The organism is Paenibacillus sp. P5_B5 (assembly GCF_056400365.1).
On record NZ_JBFULK010000001.1, the window covers coordinates 337,466 to 357,518 of the forward strand.

Genomic DNA, 20,053 nt, shown 5'->3' on the forward strand with positions numbered 1-20,053 from the left:
AAATATAGGTCTGGTCTGTTTTCTATATCTCCAAACCCACTTGATAAAAATAGCATATCCAGCTAGGTGAAAGCAATGCGGTTTTATGTTAAATTGTTGATTTTATAAATTCTAACATGTACATTGTAAAAAGATTATAATTACATATAAAGATGAAAATGAAGTGAGGGATACAATAATAATGAAAAAAATTATAGTTGATGGTTTATTTGTTACGCTTGATGCACAGGAATTAATTACTAAAGGATGCTTAGTGATTAACGACAGTCAAATCGAATTCATCGGTTCTGAGCCACCTGAGCCACTTGAATCGTACGATGAGGTTATTCGCGGAAACAATAAGCTATATATGCCTGGTCTAGTTAATACACATGGACATGCAGCTATGTCACTGCTCAGAGGTTATGGTGATGATTTAGCGCTAAAAGTATGGCTTGAGGAGAAGATGTGGCCGATCGAAGCTAAATTTACCTCTAATGATGTGAAGTGGGGATCTGCATTATCGATCGTGGAAATGCTCAAGGGGGGGACTACAGCATTTGTCGACATGTACGATCAAATGGAGCATGTTGCTTGTGTCGTTGAAGAGTCAGGGATTAGAGGTTGTCTAACGCGTGGTGTAATCGGACTCTGTCCTCCAGAGGTACAAGATGAGAAGCTTCAAATGGCTAAACAGTTCGCTAAGGATTGGCACGGTAAGGCAGATGGTAGAATTACGACTATGATCGCTCCACATGCGCCTTATACATGTCCGCCAGATTATATCGAAAAGCTTGTGCAGGTATCGTATGATTTAGACATACCTATGCATACGCATATGTCTGAAACACAGCATGAGGTTCAACAAAATGTCGATGATTATGGATTAAGACCTACCCAGCATCTAGAGAAGCTTGGTGTCTTCAATCGTCCTACACTGCTTGCACATGCTGTTCATTTGAATGACGAAGAGCTTGCAATTCTTAAACAGTATGACGTACGCGTCTCACATAATCCTGGAAGTAATCTTAAATTAGCATCTGGCTTCGCACGTGTACCAGAGATGCTAGAGATGGGCATATTAGTTTCCCTAGGAACGGATGGCCCTGCTTCCAACAATAATTTGGATATGTTCGAAGAAATGCGACTTGCCGCATTAATCCACAAGGGAGCATCTGGCAATCCATTAGCAGTTCCAGCTAAGCAAGCCTTACAGATGGGAACAATTGATGGAGCTCGTTCTATATGGTTAGATAATGTTGGTCTGCTTAAAGTAGGAATGAAAGCTGATGTCATTGCGATTGATATCGACCAACCACATTTCTTACCGAAAAGCGATTTCATTTCTCATGTCATATATTCTGCTTCTGCAAATGATGTAGTTGATGTTATAATAGATGGCAAATGGATTGTTCGTGGACGTGAATGTTTAACACTGGATGAAGAGAAAGTAAAGCGGGAGGCTGAGCTTTGTTTTGAGAAGCTTACGCAGTAATGTATATAGCCGGATGTCTAGGCCCAAAAAATTTCTATGGATTTCAATTACCGTATTTGTTGTCGTGATTATTGGACTCGCATTCTTCTATGCAAGTGTGCAGAAGGATTATTTCGCAGATCGAGATAAAGCTTCGCAAATTGCTAAGGAGCAATTGGGCTTAAGGACAGTAACACGGGTTGAATCTTCTTATGGTGATGAGGCTTATCATATTGTTTTTGGGACAGATAATTCGGATCGTCCAATCGTTGCATGGGTATCTGATACAATATTTTTCTCGGAATTCGCAGAAGGAGCTATTCAGGAAGCTGAGGTGCGTGCTAAAGTATTACAGCTTGAGCCATCTGCTAAATTCTTGCGTGTCATACCGAATAGAGTTCAAAATGTGAATGTATGGGAAGCGTACTATAAGAAAGTGGATGAGAATGGTGATCCATCGTATTATTATACTTACTATCGTTTCTCCGATGGAGAATATATTGATACTTACAAGCTTAGCGCTTAACAGGCTAAGCTTTTTTTATGCATAGAGGTTGGCATTGCCCAAGTTATACCATCTTAATCGTATATCAAATATGATATACTCTGATATATATTCAGTTAGATAAAGGAGGAGTTTTATGAAAAAGTTGAATCCAGCAGTGATCCTAATCACTAGTGTAATTACGCTTGTTGTCCTGTTTGGCGGTTGGTTTACTTATCAACATCTCGCTTTAAAATCTCCTCTGGTAAAGCTGATCAATGAACAACCATCAGTTGAGGATGCTACGATAAAATTGAATGACAATGAATTAGATGTTGATTTGAAAGTAACCCAAGATATTAACATTCGTGAATTCATGAATACGATATATAAAGAAGGCCAGTCCTATATAGGTAGTAGAAATGTGAATCTACACATTGAGGAACAATCTTCACCAGCAATTGAAGCTTGGTGGAGTTCTACTCTTTTTGATGTAGCGGAGGCAATGGAATTAAAGCAGTACAGCCGTATTCCAACTACTTTACAGAATAAAGCAGGAGAGCTTCCTGGACTCGGAATTACCACTGATATTGATGAGAAGAACGTATATATTAAGCTAACCCATCAAGAAGCGGTAAAGATCATCATTTTACCTCGTATGCCGAATAAAATGGAGGTATTTGCTAATGCTTAATCGAGTCTTGAAATTTAGAATCGAAATTCTTATTGGGATCATCCCAATCTTCTTTGGTTTTATAGGTTTTATTTCGAAGCAGTTGTTTCCTATGTTATTTTTTGGAATGGTACTAACTTGTGTTATTGTTATGATGAAAACCAAAAATGGGGGCATGGCAGGCGTGTTTGGCGGTTCTACTAAGCAGTCTAAGACTAAGCATCGTAAGCCAATAGCCTTATCATTCGATCAAATAGGTGGACAAGACAGAGCGAAGGCCGAAATTATGGAGGCACTTGATTTTATCATCAAGAAAGAACAAATTGCCAAGCTTGGTATTCGTCCAATGAAGGGTCTTTTGTTAACTGGACCTCCAGGTACCGGTAAAACCTTACTTGCAAGAGCATCGGCACATTATACTAATTCTGTATTTGTAGCTGCTTCAGGCAGTGAATTTGTTGAGATGTATGTAGGTGTTGGAGCGAGCAGAATTCGAGATCTATTTAAAGAAGCACGTACCAAAGCTGAGAAGGAAAACAAAGAGAATGCGATCATCTTTATCGATGAAATTGATGTCATCGGTGGAAAACGTGAAGGTGGACAACAGCGTGAATACGATCAAACACTTAATCAATTGTTAACCGAAATGGATGGTATTCATTCAACAGAAGGTGTGCAAATTCTGATCATTGCTGCAACAAACCGCAAAGAGATGCTAGATTCAGCACTACTACGCCCAGGTCGATTTGATCGTCAAATCGAGGTTGATTTACCTGATAAACAGGGTCGTATGTCTATTCTGGAAATTCATGCAAAGAATAAACCAGTTGCAAATGACGTTAGCATGGAGAAGGCTGCAGAGCAAACCTTTGGATTCTCCGGTGCGCAGCTGGAGAGTGTGTTAAATGAAGCTGCGATTTATACACTTCGTGATGAGTCGAATGAAATTACTCAGAAGCACCTATCATTAGCGATCGATAAGGTTATGTTGGGTGAGCAAACGGATCGTAAAGCACATGAAGAGGAGAAGATTCGGGTCGCTTATCATGAACTTGGACATGCCATTATAGCTGAAACAGTACGGAGTAATTCGGTTTCACAGGTATCATTAACCCCTCGTGGTAAAGCACTTGGATATGTTCGTCATAACCCACCAGAAGACCATTATTTATATACCAAAACTTATATTGAAGAGCAGATCATGGTTGCCTTAGGTGGAGCGGCCGCTGAAGAAGTTATTTACGGAGGTAGAAGTACAGGCTCAAGAAATGATTTTGAGAAAGCAATGGAGCTTGTTCGAATGATGGTGGATTGCGGATTAACTTCGCTCGGAATTGTTGATGTTAATATGGTTCCCAAAGATCAATTACTACAAGAGAATGTGACGATACTAGAGGACTTATTTAGACAAACCAAAGCTACATTAGTGCAGCATCAACAGGTGCTAGAGGGTGGACTAGCTATTTTACTTAAAGAAGAGGTTCTTTCTGGTGATAAGTTTAGAACAATGATGAACCAAAATGTAGCGTAATACCAGATTTTACAAGAAGGATATTTTTGAGATGATACATTTTGTAAATAATTACTATTCTTATTTCATGATCTCGTATGGTCTAATCCATTTTCGTTGTGATATAATTCACAGGAATACCCATGGTTTACGACTATAATTTACATTTAGTCATGGACGGATTTTGCGTATACTAAACTTATTGTACAAGTGTTAACACTTGTAAGATGAACAAGAAGGAGCCAGATCATGAGTCAGTACAGAAAGATTGGTGTCATCGGCGGCGGCACAATGGGTGTAGGAATTGCCGAAATGCTTGCTAAAAAAGGTATGGACGTTATTCTCGTTGAACGTTCCGAGAGCGTTCTAGCCTCTTCACTTGAACAAATTCATTTATCACTCGACAAGCAGCTTGAAAAATGGGCTATTACGGAATCTGAGAAAAAACTCGTTTTGAACAAAATAAAAGGTTCCATTGAAATAAAAGCAGTAGCGGATTGTGATTTAGTCATTGAATCCATTACGGAAGATATTGAAGCGAAAAAAGCAGTTTTCCACGAGGTTGATCAAGTTTGCTCGGAAAATGTGATTATTGCAAGTAATACTTCAACATTAAGCCTTACGGAGCTAGGTGCAGCAACTAAACATCCTGAACGTGTAATTGGTATGCATTTTGTGCATCCAGTTTCCAAAATTGACCTTGTAGAAATTATCAGAGGAATGAAGACCTCAGATTTAACATATAGCTCTACACTTAATTTTGTACAGGATTCACTTCAGAAGACGGGTATTCAAGTATTTGAATCTCCTGGATTTGTAACGACTAGATTGATTTGCTTACTTATTAACGAAGCTATGCATACGTTGTCAGAGGGCGTTGCCTCAGCAGAAGAAATTGACAGAGCTATGCGTACGGGATATGAGTTCCACAAAGGGCCTCTTGAAATGGCGGATCGCTTTGGTCTAGATTCCGTACTTGCAGCTCTTGAAAGAATGTTCCGTGATTATGGAGAGCTTAAATTTCGCCCTTCATTTATGCTTAAGCAAATGGTCCATGCAGGTCATTTAGGCGTAAAATCGGGTCAAGGCTTCTTTCAATACGATAAGGATGGTGACCGTCTGTGAAGGTCTTAGTTATTAATGCGGGAAGTTCTTCGTTAAAGTATCAATTATTCAATATGGAAACCCAAGCTGTACTAGCTAAAGGTCGCGTTGAACGGATCGGCATGGATTCCGCCATTCTTGCTCATGAACCTCAAGGTAAAGAAGAAATTCAAGAGGTTAGTGAGATCCTTGAACATACAACAGCTATTCGTAAAGTACTCGATAAGCTAGTAGATAAAGAGCATGGTGTACTTACAAGCATTCAAGAAATTGATGCTGTTGGTCACCGTGTTGTACATGGAGGAGAATCGTTTGCAGGTTCAGCTATCGTGGACGAAAGTGTCAAGAAAGAAATCACGCGATTGATTGACTTAGCTCCATTGCATAACCCAGCAGCTTTGCTAGGCTTGAATGCAGTTGAGATGAATATGCCTGGTGTTCCCAATGTATTTGCTTTTGATACTGCGTTTCATCAAACGATGCCGAAGACTGCATTTATGTATGCAATTCCTACGGTTCTATATACCAAACACAAGGTCCGTCGTTATGGCTTCCACGGTACGTCACATCAATATGTAAGCGAACGTGCTGCTGAATTTATTGGTCGTCCGCTAGAGGATCTGAAGATCATTTCCTGCCATATTGGTAACGGAGCTTCTGTTACAGCAATTCAAGGTGGCAAATCAATTGATACGTCAATGGGATTAACACCACTTGAAGGATTGATGATGGGAACACGTTCTGGAGATTTAGATCCTGCAGTTGTTCCTTATGCCATGAGTAAAGAAGAATTAACGCTTGGTGAAGTCAATTCGATGCTTAATAAGCACAGTGGTTTACAAGCGATTTCCAAAATTTCGAGCGATATGCGCGAAGTGACGGATGCAATGGCTGAAGGTGATGTTAATGCCAAATTGGCATTTGATATGTACACCTATCGACTACGTAAATATATTGGTGCCTATGCTGCAGCAATGGATGGTGTTGATGTCATTCTATTTACAGCTGGTGTCGGAGAGAATTCAGTTGTCATCCGCGAAGCAGTTTGTTCCAAGCTAAACTATCTTGGTGTTGAATTCGACAGCGAACGCAATAAAACAGGTAGAGGCTTCGATAAACGAATTTCCACTGATTCTTCCAAAGTTGAAGTTCTGGTTATTCCTACGAATGAAGAGTGGATGATTGCTCGTGATACCTATGAACTTGTTAGTAAATAATGAAGCGTAATGTCTTGATCATTTGATTCATTCAAGCAAGAAACGGATCGCCATCTCTATAGGATTGTGATGCCGTTTCTTCTTTCATTAAAATATAGTACAATTAGGAAACAGTAATAATTTGCTTAAAGGGCGGCGAAGAAATACCTTCTTTACCACCTTTAAGCATTTCTTATGTTTCAAATGTGGGAGGAAGCGGGATATGAGTGAAAAATGTATGATTCGCGATGTAAAGAATTATGTTGGACAAACGGTAACGTTTGGCTGTTGGGTACATAACAAACGGTCAAGTGGTAAAATTCAATTTTTGCAGCTACGTGATGGATCAGGATATATTCAAGGGGTAGTTGTTAAAAGCGAAGTGAGTGAAGAGATTTGGGAGAACGCTAAATCCCTTACACAAGAGAGCTCCTTATATGTGACCGGTATTGTTAGAGAAGATGCAAGAAGCAAATTTGGCTATGAGCTTACTGTTACCGGTGTCGATATTATTCAAGTAACACAAGATTATCCGATAACACCTAAGGAACATGGTATTGATTATTTGATGGATCATCGTCATCTATGGCTTCGTTCACCGCGTCAACGTGCAATTCTAGTTGTTCGCGCTGAAATTATTCGTGCGATTCAACAGTTCTTTGATGAGCGTGGATTTAAGCTTGTTGATCCACCGGTGCTTACACCTTCTTCCTGTGAGGGAACAACGAACCTATTCCATACCAAATATTTTGATGAAGATGCTTATTTAACGCAAAGCGGTCAATTATATATGGAAGCTGCAGCAATGGCTTTGGGACGCGTGTATTCATTTGGCCCTACATTCCGTGCTGAGAAATCGAAGACTCGTCGTCATCTAATTGAGTTCTGGATGATTGAGCCGGAGATGGCGTTCGTAGATCATGAAGAAAATTTACGTGTACAAGAGCAATTCGTTGCATATGTTGTCAAATCCGTACTTACAAACTGTGCAAGTGAGTTAGAAGTATTGGAGCGCGATGTGACTAAGTTAGAGAAATGCTTAGCACCTTTCCCTCGTATTACCTACGATGAGGCTGTTAAATTCTTACAAGATAACGGTCACGAATTTACATGGGGTGAAGATTTTGGTGCTCCTCACGAAACAGCAATTGCTGAGAGTTTTGAGACACCGGTGTTCATTACCCATTATCCAACGGAAATTAAAGCGTTCTACATGAAGCCTGATCCGAATCGTCCTGAGGTTGTACTTTGTGCCGATATGATCGCACCAGAGGGCTACGGTGAAATTATTGGTGGTAGCCAGCGGATCGATGATCCGGAACTAATGGAACAGCGTTTTAAAGAGCATGATCTTTCCAGTGAAGCGTATCAATGGTACATGGATTTACGTAAATATGGTACTGTACCACACTCTGGGTTTGGACTTGGACTCGAGCGTACGGTTTCATGGATATGCGGTCTTGACCATGTTCGTGAGACAATTGCATTCCCGCGCATGCTTTATCGTCTATACCCGTAAAAAGAGCTAATTTTAGTGACTTTGAATCATAATCAGTGCTTGCTAAAGACAGAACCATATGCAGATCATAGCAGAGAAGACGGAATTGTCCTGGAGAAGCGAAGCGTTCGCCTACAAGTTTTCCGAAGGAAAACTACTTCGTAAGCATATGCTTTGCCACCGGATTTCTACCGCTATAAGCGGTATAGGATCAAGAAATCTGGGGGCAACAGCGATCGTAAGGACAATCCGTCCACGCAGCGGTAATCTAACGGCAACATTACAATTTTTCAAGCACTGATTTTGGTGTTGAGCTATTTTAGTGAAAGAGAAATTATAGGTTATGCGGGCGAGGTGATTCAAGTTGCAACAAGATCAACAGAAACTGCAAGCAGCGCTCACATTAGGGCTTATGAATGGGACAGTTGCTGTTCCGACTGCTTTACTTAGAATGTATAAACGAATGAAATTATCTGAAGCAGAAGCGATGATGCTCATTCATTTACTCACCTTTATCCAGCATGAACGCAATGATTTTCCTACGATAGAAGAGCTGCAGGCTCGGATGTCAGTGACGAGGAAAGAAGTCGCTATGCTGCTCGGTAAGCTTCTGAATGAAGGGTTATTCATCATTGATGAAGGGGAAGAACCGGATTCAGGCGTTCGCTTTGAACGATATAATCTAGAGCCATTGTACGAGGCTATAGCCATACATCTCTTAGAAGATAAACAAACGAATGGGATTAACAATCAAGCTAATCGTAGCAACACGGTAGTTTCATACAACAGACCAAGTAATAACGCTCAAAATACCAATGGTGAAACAAGTAAGGAGACCGATCTCTTTTCGATTTTCGAGAAGGAATTCGCGCGTCCGCTCACACCGATGGAACTTGAGACGATTACAGGATGGCTGGATCGTGATCACTACAAGGAAGAACTTATTCTTGCTGCGCTCAAGGAAGCCGTATTCACGGGAAAATTGTATTTCCGCTATGTGGATCGAATCTTACTGGAATGGCAACGTAATCGTGTTGGTACGATCGAGCAAGCGAAACAATACTCACAGCGATTCCGTGGTTTGAAATAAAAAAAGTTAAAGGCTAACCTTCTCGTAGGCTGTTACGAGGGGGTTAGCCTTTGGTTGTGTATGAAGGTGCATTTATTTAGTTCTTAATAAGTCATTAGGTAAAAGCTGTTTGCGGTATACATATTCGAATAGGAATTCAAACGCTTCTAAATGGCGTTTAGCTTCAAAAACATTAGCTCCCCATGCATATATTCCATGATTCCGAAGGACAATACCTGGAATATTGGGATTAATAGCACCTTCTACAAGTTCAGCTATACGAGGGATATCAGCATAGTTCGGTAGAACAGGTATCTCGATTCGTGCATCCTCGTCCCAAATATTGAAGGCTTTGATTAATTCCACTTTTTCGACTGGAATAAAACCCAGATCAGCATAAAGCTCCGAGATGATATTATTAAATACGGTATGAATATGAAAGATAGCTCCAGCACCCATCGTACGATAGATCTCACAATGAATGAGTGTTTCTGCGGATGGCTTCAAATGGGTTGCTTCTGTTGGACGGCCACTTTTATTGACAAGCAGAAAGTCATCATCGGTATGTACTGTTTTATCTTTACCTGAAGCAGTAACTGCAAAGGTAAATTCAGATGGATTAGTATACTCTACCATCACGGAGAGATTACCGCTTGTTCCAGGAAACCAACCTCGATTGGCGAATAGTACTTTGACCTCGTGTAATGCTGCGAAGACACTAAGTTTATGTTCTTGCGCTGTTTCTATACTCATCTTACTGCTTATACCTCCAGGTTCTCTATAATCTGATAAAAATTATCAAAAGGAATATGAGCTAAATTGACTTCGTTGCATAAGTCGATTAGCTGAGCTCGAGCAAATATGGTATCCACTAGCTTTGCTCCAGCAAAGTCGGTAATGGAGTCTCCGATTAAAATTCGGTGATATTCGGATGCTGGATACGAGCGTATTATCGTAGTTTTGCACATACCACAGTCATTATGGCATTCTGCATTACAAGCATGAGGCCATAGAATTTCGATCATATGATCTTCAAAAGATGATCCATTACAATAGATTTGCTCAGGAGCGATATCAAATGGCTCAAGAATAGGATGGAGGAAGAAATCAATTCCACCCGAAGTGATAAGAAGTATAATGTTGTATAGTTTACAATAATCTAAGAATTCTGTAAATCCCTCTCGGATTACAGCGTTTTGAATCGCGAATTGGGCGATCTCATTTTTACGTTCGCTCGGTAGTAATCGGAACATAGCTCCTACACCTTGTCTCACGGAAATTTGCCGATTCACAACTTGATCGACAAGCTCTTTCCAGCCAGTAGGCTGGAAATGCTTCATAATGGCAACTATATTATCACTTTGGGTTATCGTTCCATCAAAATCACAAAAAATGATACGTTGTTTAGTATTCGTCTCTATAGTCATTGTTAAACTCCCCATTGGTCTATTGCTGCTTTAAGCTCTGGATGATGTACAGCGTATTCTTCAAGTGTCTTACCTTGTAGTGTTGCATCTATAGCTTGTCTGAAGGCTTGTCCACCTGCTATCGTACCCATTGCATGTCCATGAATCCCTCCGCCAGCATTGACAACAACATCATGGCCAAAATCGCGTAGGATCAGCGGTACAAGACCTGGATGAATGCCAGCTGAAGGTACAGGGAAAGCAGGTGCAAGTGAAAGCTGATTGGTAGGATTGCTTGCATTGAATGAGAACAAGTAATCGTCAGACTTGTCTGTTATAAGTGCACGCTGGATTGCCATATTGTCTGCCTTCGGCATAACGACTGAGCCGTATGGCGATGGGAACAGCACAAGGTCAGCTCCGGCAAGCCGCATGAGCTTGCCTAGCAGCACAGACGCGCCGATCCCGTAGTTCGGCGCGGGATAGAACGCACCCGCCATTGCAGGGTGCGCCATGATTGGCACCGACACCTGCGGGTCGGTCGCTAGTTCGTGCAAGGCGTCGTATCCATACGCCAGCACGTTAAACAGCAGCGCGGTAGCACCCGCGCTGATAGCCTTCCGCGCCTGCTCCGCAAGGCGCGAGGTGCTACCGGTCAAGTTCGCTGCGTACAGCAGCTTTTGACCGGTACGTGCACTTGCCTGGTGCGCAGCCTCCAGGCAGACAGTTACCCGCTGCTCAATTGGTGTCAGCGGGTTCTCGAACAAGATTTCGTCGTCCTTGATCAGGTCGACGCCACCAGCGGCTTGCAGATAGAACTGCTCGCGAAGTCCAGCTAAATCGTGTCCGATGACCGATTTGAAAATACTCATTAGCAGTGGGCGGTCATGGACGCCTAGTAAATTTCGTACGCCTTTCATCCCAAATTTTGGTCCGGGAAAGGCATTTAAGAAGCTCTCTGAGAATTTGAGATCGATTAATTTGATTTGACCATCCATCGATAGCTTGCCGAATACAGTAACGAGTAGGGAAGGGATATCACGGGAAAAATTAACATCAGGATAAGCAATCGTAATATCAGCATAACGCTTTGTCGTTGTATCTTCAGATGATGGCGCATGTACATCTACTAAAACAACACGACCCAGATGCTTCTCCATCTCTGCCTTGCGTGCTTCAGGTAGTTCTGTCCAGCTACCAATTGTAAGCCCAATAGCTATACTAGTAGCTTTCTTATCAAAATCAGCTATGTCATCATAACAACGGTATGTTGCTATACAATATTCATTCATTTAGGATCACCTCATGTTTGCATTTGGAATGGGGGGATTACTTCAACTTTAAGCAAGCATCAGCGATTTCTTCGCCCATTTCCTTTGAACGTTCAGTTGCTCGTGCGACTGCTTTTCGAATACCTTCACTAAACCTATATTGTTCAAGAACTTCAATTGCTGCCATAGTAGCACCTCCAGGAGAGGATACGTTACGACGAAGTGTTCGAGGGGAATTCCCTGTTTCTTTAACCATGTTAGCTGCCCCAATTAAGGTTTGCATCGTAAGGTCTCTAGCTGCTTCCTCAGGCAATCCACCATCTATTCCTGCTTGGACAAGTGCTTCCATTAAATAATACACATAAGCGGGTCCACATCCAGATAATCCAGTTACAATCTCAAGCTTCGGCTCTTCAACGATGGTCACAACACCAACCGATTCAAATATTTCAGATGCAAGCTCTTTCTGTTTCTCGGAAACATTGCGCGAGAAGCTAAGTCCAGTTGCACCAAGTCCAATCATTGAAGAAGTATTCGGCATGGAACGAACAATTGGAAGAGAGCTTTCTAGCAAAGTTTCAATTGTATGGATCGCAACGCCAGCTACAACGGAGATGATCATTTGCTTGGAATTCAGCAAAGGTTTGAGATAAGCTAAAGAGCCTGTGACATCCTTTGGCTTCATCGCAAGCATGATAATATTGGATTCTTGGATGATCGTCTCTTTATCGGCTTCAGTTAAAGGAATATGGATCCGATACCGTTTATGTAACTCTACTAAACGGTCTTGATTGGTACGATTAATGACAGAGACCATTTCAGGTAGAGCAATATTATGCTTAATCAGTCCACGAATAAGTGCTTCAGACATGGACCCAGCGCCGATTAGTGTAATTCGAGTCTCTCGTAAGTTTGTAAACATGAAGTTTGTTCCCCTTATTCGCGTATTTGTCCATTCCCATAAATACGATATTTTGTAGATGTGAGTGCAGGTAGCCCCATTGGTCCACGAGCATGAAGCTTCTGAGTAGATATACCAATTTCGGCGCCAAAGCCGAACTCAAATCCATCTGTAAAACGAGTCGATGCGTTATGATATACGGCAGCAGCATCTACCTGTTGTAGAAAACGCTCCGCATTCTTTTGATTCTCGGTAACGATACATTCCGAGTGCATGGTACTGTGCTTTTGAATATGTGCTAGAGCTTCGTCTAAGTCGTGAACGATACGAATATTCAGGATATAGTCACCGTACTCTGTATCCCAGTCCGCAGGAGTAGCTGATTTAATTGATGCTTCGAGTAGCACGGTATTCGGGCAGCCGCGCAGCTCTACATTTGCTAGTTTGAATGCTTCAACCATTGCAGGAAGATGCCCTTTTGCAAAATCTTGATGCAAGATGAGTGTTTCCATTGAATTGCATACTGAAGGCCGTTGAACCTTGGCATTTAAGCTAATTGCAATAGCCATAGTAGGATCAGCGCTTGCATCAACAAAGGTATGACATACGCCTGCACCAGTCTCGATCACAGGGACCGTCGCATTACTGACAACATTCTGAATTAATGAATGACCTCCACGTGGAATCAGCACATCTAGAAGCCCATTAAGCTTCAACATTTCGTCGACTGATGAGCGATCTGGATTCATGATTAATTGCAAGGCATCAGCAGGCAGATCGGATTGACGTAAAGCTTCATGCAGAACTTCTACAATTCGCTCATTCGAGCTTAATGCAGACGATCCGCCACGTAACACAACTGCATTACCTGTTTTGAGACAGAGCCCAGCAGCATCGACTGTTACGTTAGGACGTGCTTCGTAAATAATACCGATCACGCCTAGCGGAACACGAATTTTCTTAATTTGAAGTCCATTAGGTCGATCAATTGACTCTAATAAGTCACCGATCGGATCAGGCAAGCTGATAATTTGCGTTAAGCCTTCAGCCATCGCATCAATTCGCTCACTGTTTAATCGCAATCGGTCGAGTAGAGAGGAACTAATACCACTCTGACGACCCCTTTCAAGGTCTTGCTCGTTTGCTTCGATAATGGATTGTTTATGCTGTAGTAAGGCAGTTGCCATTAATTGTAGCGCATTATTCTTCTGCTGCGTTGATAGACTGGCAAGAAGGGTAGCAGTAGCCTTGGCAAGTGTTGCTTTCTTGATCACTTCACTCATTACTAATCACTCCTAATCAATTGATTTATAAAGTAACCCATTCATCACGATGAATGACCTCAATTCGATTGACTTCAATTCGCTTGCTTACTTCATCAGTGGATAAGCCAGCAACAGCCTGTAACTGCCAAGAAGTATAGTTCACGATGCCGCGACCAATGATGGCTTCATTCAGATCAACAACCTCAACAACATCACCGGGGTGAAATTCACCAGATACGGCTTTTACTCCTACTGGAAGTAAGCTTTTACCGCCGATCTTAAGCGCACCGACTGCGCCTTGATCGACCATTATCGATCCATGGACAATTGAATGATAACCCACCCATTGTTTTTTCATGGATAGGTTATGTGTACTATTGTTTGTATCAAAATAAGTGCCATGTCCTTTATTATTGGCAGCATCAATTAAATCATCTTGTGCAGTCACTCGGCCTATGAACACAGATACCCCACCTCGAATCGCAATGCGAGCAGCTTCGATTTTGGAACGCATTCCACCTGTACCTACAGCAGAACCAGACCCGCCTGCAATTTGGTAGATATCATCCGTAATTTCGGATACCCGCTCAATCCGAGTAGCAGATGGATTGTTTCGTGGATTATCGGTATATAAGCCATCTATATCCGTCACAATCAATAAGTTAGATGCCTTCACTAAATTGGCTACGAGCGCAGATAGGGTATCATTGTCACCAAATTTAAGTTCATCGACAGATACCGTATCATTCTCGTTAATAATGGGGATCACACCGCGTTTAAGCAATTCGTCAATGGTCATGGAAGCGTTATGAACTCTCTGCCGACTTGTAAAATCATAGCGTGTTAGCAAAATTTGGGCAGCTCCGATACCATATTGACTTAGTTTATCCTGATAAGCTTGCATTAGTAGCGCTTGGCCTACTGCAGCGGCAGCTTGCTTCTCATGTAGAAGCTTTGGGCGTGTTTCAAAGCCAAGAGCCTTGAATCCAGCCGCAACTGCGCCAGATGTAACAAGCAGAATCTGATAGCCTGCCTTATACAGGGTGGAGAGTTCTTTAGCATAGTACTCAATTTGATTGAGGTTCAATCCACCAGTTTCGGATGTTAGGGAAGAAGAGCCAATTTTGACTACAATCCGTTGAATTTCCATAGTAGTTTCTTATCCCTTTCTTACATCATTATTTGAATATCATGTCTATATGCCATGAATTGAAACGGGTTCATCCTTATGAAGGATAATGTCGTTTCATTAAAGTATTACTAAGCATGACGAGGTTACTATAAGTCTGGTTATAGCAAAAAAGACTTCCGTCCTGTCAAGGACGAAAGTCTAAGCTTCCGCGGTACCACCTTAATTGATGCAAGCATCCAACTTATTCAATCATACAACTATTAAGGTGATTAATGATCCTAATAAGATATGTACGACTGCAGGAAATTCATGCCTATCTACAGCTTAAAGACTGCAAACTGCAAAGAAGTTTCCTTGTGTCCCTAGATAACAGCAGGGTAGGCTGTTCAGCTCATCGCTGACCGTTCAGGGGCGGGTTCGGACAAGGCTCAAGGTAAGCTCTTCCAGACTAAGAAGCTTACTCTCTGTAACATGGCATCTTATTCCTACTATTCCCATCAATACGTTGATTATATCAGTTACCATCCAGTGATGGACGGAGAGTGCGTTTCGTTTTGTATAAAATAACATATAATGAAGCCCGATGTAAAGGTAAGATCAGCGATCAAACAGATGAAGTTTGCCAATTCTGTTAACAGCTTCAGTTAATCTTTCTTCTGAAGCAAGTAAAGCGAGTCGAACATAGCCTTCACCGTGTTCCCCAAAGCCAATACCTGGTGCTACAACAACCTTCGCTTCTTGCAGTACAAGATCAGCAAAGCTTGATGCTGTATGTCCCTGAGGAACTGGGAGCCAAGTGAAGAAGGAGCCTTGAGAAGGTTTGGCATTCCAACCGATTGTATCTAAAGCGCCGAATAGCGCATTTCTTCTGCTTTCATACCTAGCAACTAACTCTTGAACACAAGCTTGAGAACCCGTTAAAGCTGTAGCAGCCGCTTCTTGAATGCCGCCAAATAAGGAGCAGTAGTAATGATCTTGCATGAGATTAATCAGTCGAATAATTTCGCTATTGCCTAATGCAAATCCAACACGCCACCCAGCCATATTGTACGTTTTGGATAAGGTATAGAACTCGACCCCGACTTCTTTGGCTCCTGGCACTTGTAAAAAGCTAACTGGTTTATTCCCATCAAATCCGATTGCACCATAGGCAAAATCACTTGCTACAACGATTCCATGCTTGGCAGCAAATTTAACAGTGTCTTCATAGAAGGATAATGGGGCGACAGCACCCGTTGGATTATTCGGATAGTTCAGGAACATCAGCTTGGCATCTCTGAGATCAGACTCTGAAATAGCCGAATAATCAGGCAAAAAAGCATTGTCTGCTACTAGAGGCATGAAGCTCATTCGTGCTCTGGCAAGAGCTACTCCAGACCAATAATCGGGGTATCCAGGATCAGGTACAAGACAAACGTCACCGGGATTGAGTAAACACTGAGGCAATTCAACAAGTCCTGTTTTACCACCGAACAGAACAGCAACTTCTGTGTCTGGATCCACAATCACGCCATAATCCTCTTGATACCGCTTAGCGACAGCTTCTTTGAGGAACCTAAAGCCAGAGAAAGGTGGATATTTATGATAAAGCGGGTTAGTTGCTGCAGTTTGTAAGGATTGAACAATGTGAGAAGGCGTTGGTTGGTCCGGATTACCTTGTCCTAAATTAATGACATCGTGACCTGCATTTATTTGGGCATTCGCTTTCGATACTAGGCTAGAGAAGAATTGAGTCGGAAGTGCATTCATTCGGTCTGCAGGTGTTATTTGAAAAGGCTGCTGTCCATTCATGATACTTGTTCACGCTCCGTAAGAATTATTATTGTATTGTTAATTTAACAAAAAACGATCGGGATGTATAGGTATAGAGTTTCATTACTGAGTATCTTGACTGGATCAATTATAGGATTATAATGGAAACATATAGTTTCATTATGTAATACTAAGTTTCATTAGATGAAATTAATTGAAGGGGTGTATTTGAATGTCATTTGATTTTCATGATCAGAAATTAACGAATAGTTATGCTTTGCGTGAAGCAAATGCATCTTGGATTGACTGGGTCCATAGTAAGTACGATCTGCGCGGAAAGAAGGTTCTTGACCTTGGCTGTGGTGGCGGAATTTATTCAAGAGCCCTAGCGGAGCTTGGTGCTGCAGAGGTGTTAGGGATGGATTTCTCTAATAGCATGCTCGAGGGTGCCCGTAATTCGACCATGAATAATCATCAAATTGATTACCAACAAGGAAATGCACTATGTACAGGGCTAATGAGCGCAGAATATGATTTTATTTTGCAAAGGGCACTTCTGCACCATGTAGAGGATTTGGGAGCTTGTTTGGGAGAAGCGTATCGATTGCTTCGATCAGGCGGCCAATTGATGATTCAAGATCGAACACCGGAGGATTGTATACTTCCAGGAAGTGAAACTCATATTCGTGGATATTTTACTGAGAAATTCCCTCGTTTAATTGATTTTGAGCTAGGACGAAGACATGAGAGCAAGACTGTTCAAGCCGCTTTACAGTTATCTGGGTTTACGCAAATCCAAGAGACACAGCTGTGGGAGGTTAGACAGGTTTATTCTGAAAAGAGTGAGCTTAGAGCAGATTTACTTTGTCGCAAGGGCAGATCTATTCTTCATGAATTAAGTGATGAAGAACTAGTGGAGCTAGTAGATGGTGTAGAAGCGAGCATGTCGAATGTGACAGATAAGCAGATTATAGAGATGGATCGCTGGACGATATGGACTGCAACCAAATAAAGGAGTGATTCGAATGGAATTTGCGATTAGGGGTATTGATCATATACAAATAGCAGCACCAATTGGTTGTGAACAGCTAGCAAGAGAGTTCTATGGAGAGTGGTTAGGACTAACTGAAATACCAAAGCCAGAGAAATTACAAAGTCGTGGTGGCGTGTGGTTCCAGTGCGGAGATCAGCAAATTCATATCGGTGTAGAGGATCCATTTCAACCAGCGAAGAAGGCTCATCCTGGCTTTGAAATTCAACATATTCACCTACTTCGTGATCGATTAATGAAGCTAGGGGTAGCGGTACAAGTTGATGATTCAATTGAAGATGTAATTCGGTTTCATGCAGAAGATCCCTATGGTAACCGATTGGAATTTATGGAACGAAAGTAAATCTAGCCCGGAATCTTGAATTGCACTCCGCATGGTGATCGATTATTCTATCATTAACATTATCATAAATATATATGGCATTATTGATGCATGAGGAGCGGGATAAAGGTATGAATAATTCGAATAAGTTAAATATATGTCTCATTCAAATGGATATCCAAATTGGAGAACCAGATACGAATGAAGCTCATCTAATGATGCAATTAAATAGAGCGATTCTGGAAGCAGGTAGTAAACCAGATGTCATTCTATTTCCTGAGATGTGGAATACAGGCTATGCATTAGATCGTATTCACGATTTGGCAGATCATAGTGGGGATCGAACGAAGCAACTCCTTTCCTCATTTGCAAAACAGCATCAAGTTAATATTATTGCTGGTTCAGTCGCTGATCGACGTGAAGAAGAAGTCTATAATACGATTTATGTATTTGATAGAGCAGGGAACCTTGTAGCAGATTACTCTAAAATTCATTTGTTCCGTTTAATGGATGAGCATCTTCACCTAGCTTCAGGTGATCAACTAGGTAAATTTTCACTCGATGATATCCAAGCAGGTATGATGATCTGCTATGATATTCGTTTTCCAGAGCTATCACGTAAACTTGCACTTGATGGTGCCCAAATCATATTTGTTCCTGCGGAATGGCCACACCCGAGATTACATCACTGGCGTACGCTGTTGATGGCAAGGGCGATTGAGAACCAGGCATATGTTGTTGCTTGTAATCGGGTGGGAACGAGTGGCACCACAGCGTTCTTCGGTCATTCACTTGTCATCGATCCTTGGGGAGAGATCCTAGCTGAAGGTAATGAAAGTGAACAAATTATCTATGCTGAAATTGATCTTAATCTTGTTGGTGAAGTGCGAAGTCGTATTCCTGTTTTTGCTGATCGCAGACCTGAGCTTTACTGATGGGTTAGATAGGAATTCATTTACTATAATTCGGCGTCCTGAATGGCTATTAATATTAGCTCGTTCATGACGCCGAATTATATTAGGGGAACATTATGTTGATTTAGTCATTGGGTTTGAGCACGCATGACTTCGCTGAGTGTAGAAATAAATGCTTCTGCAGCTTTTGATAAATATCGTCCCTTACGATGAGCGATAACTAGTGTACGAGTTGGCATATTTGTTAGGCGTAGACTAACAGGTGAAATATCGCTATAAGTTCGCTTCGAAATCATAGATGGAACAAAAGCAACCCCCATACCTGCTGCAACGAGTGACAGTACGGTTTCCATATTGCTGCTCTCAAAAACAACTCGTGGAACAAAGCCAGCATCTTCGCATAATTCATTCGTCATTTTACGCAAGCCTTGACCTCTTTTGAGTGCAATGAACGGCTCATTTGAGAGCTCTGAGATATCGATAATGGTCGATTCTCTTGCTGCTAATTCATGTGTAGGCGGTACAGCAATCACGATCTCTTCATCATAGATGGTTTCATATACAAGTGTCTCTTGCTGCAATGGAAGCATAAGCAGAGAAATATCGGTTTCACCGCTAGCGGTCAAGCCTTCGAGATTAGCAGATGTTTCTTCAATTAAGGTAACTTCAATTTGGGGATATCGCTTCTGAAATATAGGGAGAACAAGAGGCATGATGGTTGCTCCAGTGATTGGCATGGAGCCAACTATGAGACGTCCTTTTTTCATTTGAGATATATCTTCCATCTCTTGTCTTAATCCTTCAACCATACCTAAGATCTGTTGTGCTTTATTAACGAACAATGATCCCGCATGTGTGAGCTCAACAGAACTCGTATTCCGATGGAAGAGCAGCACACCAATTTCCTTCTCAAGCTTGGATAGTTGTTGCGAAAGTGAAGGCTGTGCGATATGAAGCTTCTCTGCAGCTCTTGAGAAATTGTGTTCCTTGGCTATTTGTACGGCATATGATAGTTGTCTGAGTTCCATTAGATTAAAATACCCCCTGTGTCG

The 20,053-nt window shown here is 41.7% G+C and carries 20 protein-coding genes; 12 read left to right on the forward strand and 8 right to left on the reverse strand.

Going from position 1 to position 20,053, the window contains the following annotated elements; all coding sequences use genetic code 11:
• The first annotated feature begins 181 nt into the window (after positions 1 to 181).
• From AC1DOK_RS01750 to AC1DOK_RS01790, 9 genes are all read left to right on the forward strand, one after another.
• A complete protein-coding gene (locus tag AC1DOK_RS01750) occupies positions 182 to 1,474 on the forward strand; it encodes an amidohydrolase (RefSeq protein WP_477552496.1) in 1,293 nt (430 codons plus the stop codon).
• Positions 1,455 to 1,979, forward strand: a complete 525-nt coding sequence (locus AC1DOK_RS01755) for a cell wall elongation regulator TseB-like domain-containing protein (protein ID WP_477552497.1) — start codon at positions 1,455 to 1,457, stop codon at positions 1,977 to 1,979. The genes AC1DOK_RS01750 and AC1DOK_RS01755 overlap by 20 nt, the downstream gene beginning before the upstream one ends.
• Before the next feature lie 115 nt (positions 1,980 to 2,094).
• Entirely contained in the window at positions 2,095 to 2,631 is a 537-nt protein-coding gene (locus tag AC1DOK_RS01760) for a hypothetical protein (protein ID WP_477552498.1), read from the forward strand.
• Positions 2,624 to 4,141: an AAA family ATPase gene (locus AC1DOK_RS01765; protein WP_477552499.1), complete on the forward strand. Its 1,518-nt coding sequence runs from the start codon at positions 2,624 to 2,626 to the stop codon at positions 4,139 to 4,141. Before AC1DOK_RS01760 ends, AC1DOK_RS01765 begins: the two co-directional genes overlap by 8 nt.
• Before the next feature lie 228 nt (positions 4,142 to 4,369).
• Positions 4,370 to 5,245, forward strand: coding sequence for a 3-hydroxyacyl-CoA dehydrogenase family protein (locus AC1DOK_RS01770; protein WP_477552500.1), 876 nt, complete (start codon positions 4,370 to 4,372; stop codon positions 5,243 to 5,245).
• Positions 5,242 to 6,441, forward strand: coding sequence for an acetate kinase (locus tag AC1DOK_RS01775; protein ID WP_477552501.1), 1,200 nt, complete (start codon positions 5,242 to 5,244; stop codon positions 6,439 to 6,441). Before AC1DOK_RS01770 ends, AC1DOK_RS01775 begins: the two co-directional genes overlap by 4 nt.
• 202 nt (positions 6,442 to 6,643) lie before the next feature.
• Entirely contained in the window at positions 6,644 to 7,939 is a 1,296-nt protein-coding gene (gene asnS / locus AC1DOK_RS01780; protein ID WP_477552502.1) for an asparagine--tRNA ligase, read from the forward strand.
• A 58-nt stretch (positions 7,940 to 7,997) separates the two neighbouring features.
• The gene (locus AC1DOK_RS01785) at positions 7,998 to 8,219 is read left to right on the forward strand and encodes a hypothetical protein (RefSeq protein WP_477552503.1); all 222 of its coding nucleotides are present in this window, start codon (positions 7,998 to 8,000) and stop codon (positions 8,217 to 8,219) included.
• 111 nt (positions 8,220 to 8,330) lie between these two features.
• Positions 8,331 to 9,008 carry a DnaD domain-containing protein gene (locus AC1DOK_RS01790; RefSeq protein WP_477552674.1) on the forward strand — a complete coding sequence of 226 codons (678 nt, stop codon included), beginning with the start codon at positions 8,331 to 8,333 and terminating at the stop codon, positions 9,006 to 9,008.
• 72 nt (positions 9,009 to 9,080) lie between these two features.
• Here the strand turns inward: AC1DOK_RS01790 and mtnB are convergent, their stop codons facing one another.
• The 7 genes from mtnB to AC1DOK_RS01825 all read right to left on the reverse strand — a co-directional run bounded on the left by mtnB (position 9,081) and on the right by AC1DOK_RS01825 (position 16,753).
• Positions 9,081 to 9,740, reverse strand: coding sequence for a methylthioribulose 1-phosphate dehydratase (mtnB, locus tag AC1DOK_RS01795; protein ID WP_477552504.1), 660 nt, complete (start codon positions 9,738 to 9,740; stop codon positions 9,081 to 9,083).
• Between the two features lie 8 nt (positions 9,741 to 9,748).
• Entirely contained in the window at positions 9,749 to 10,414 is a 666-nt protein-coding gene (locus AC1DOK_RS01800; RefSeq protein ID WP_477552505.1) for a 2-hydroxy-3-keto-5-methylthiopentenyl-1-phosphate phosphatase, read from the reverse strand.
• A 2-nt stretch (positions 10,415 to 10,416) separates the two neighbouring features.
• Entirely contained in the window at positions 10,417 to 11,685 is a 1,269-nt protein-coding gene (locus AC1DOK_RS01805; RefSeq protein WP_477552506.1) for a 2,3-diketo-5-methylthiopentyl-1-phosphate enolase, read from the reverse strand.
• A gap of 37 nt (positions 11,686 to 11,722) precedes the next feature.
• The gene (proC, locus tag AC1DOK_RS01810) at positions 11,723 to 12,586 is read right to left on the reverse strand and encodes a pyrroline-5-carboxylate reductase (protein WP_477552507.1); all 864 of its coding nucleotides are present in this window, start codon (positions 12,584 to 12,586) and stop codon (positions 11,723 to 11,725) included.
• Positions 12,587 to 12,600: 14 nt separating this feature from the next.
• Positions 12,601 to 13,848 carry a glutamate-5-semialdehyde dehydrogenase gene (locus AC1DOK_RS01815; protein ID WP_477552508.1) on the reverse strand — a complete coding sequence of 416 codons (1,248 nt, stop codon included), beginning with the start codon at positions 13,846 to 13,848 and terminating at the stop codon, positions 12,601 to 12,603.
• Positions 13,849 to 13,873: 25 nt separating this feature from the next.
• Entirely contained in the window at positions 13,874 to 14,980 is a 1,107-nt protein-coding gene (gene proB, locus AC1DOK_RS01820) for a glutamate 5-kinase (protein WP_477552509.1), read from the reverse strand.
• 579 nt (positions 14,981 to 15,559) lie between these two features.
• Positions 15,560 to 16,753 carry an aminotransferase class I/II-fold pyridoxal phosphate-dependent enzyme gene (locus AC1DOK_RS01825; protein ID WP_477552510.1) on the reverse strand — a complete coding sequence of 398 codons (1,194 nt, stop codon included), beginning with the start codon at positions 16,751 to 16,753 and terminating at the stop codon, positions 15,560 to 15,562.
• Between the two features lie 193 nt (positions 16,754 to 16,946).
• On the opposite strand from AC1DOK_RS01825, the gene AC1DOK_RS01830 reads away from it, so the two are divergent.
• The 3 genes from AC1DOK_RS01830 to AC1DOK_RS01840 all read left to right on the forward strand — a co-directional run bounded on the left by AC1DOK_RS01830 (position 16,947) and on the right by AC1DOK_RS01840 (position 19,022).
• A complete protein-coding gene (locus tag AC1DOK_RS01830; RefSeq protein WP_477552511.1) occupies positions 16,947 to 17,726 on the forward strand; it encodes a methyltransferase domain-containing protein in 780 nt (259 codons plus the stop codon).
• A gap of 13 nt (positions 17,727 to 17,739) precedes the next feature.
• A complete protein-coding gene (locus tag AC1DOK_RS01835; protein WP_477552512.1) occupies positions 17,740 to 18,108 on the forward strand; it encodes a VOC family protein in 369 nt (122 codons plus the stop codon).
• Positions 18,109 to 18,182: 74 nt separating this feature from the next.
• Positions 18,183 to 19,022, forward strand: coding sequence for a carbon-nitrogen family hydrolase (locus AC1DOK_RS01840; protein ID WP_477552513.1), 840 nt, complete (start codon positions 18,183 to 18,185; stop codon positions 19,020 to 19,022).
• A gap of 107 nt (positions 19,023 to 19,129) precedes the next feature.
• Here AC1DOK_RS01840 and AC1DOK_RS01845 read toward each other — a convergent pair whose 3' ends face one another.
• Positions 19,130 to 20,029, reverse strand: a complete 900-nt coding sequence (locus AC1DOK_RS01845) for a LysR family transcriptional regulator (protein ID WP_477552514.1) — start codon at positions 20,027 to 20,029, stop codon at positions 19,130 to 19,132.
• Positions 20,030 to 20,053 lie beyond the last annotated feature (24 nt).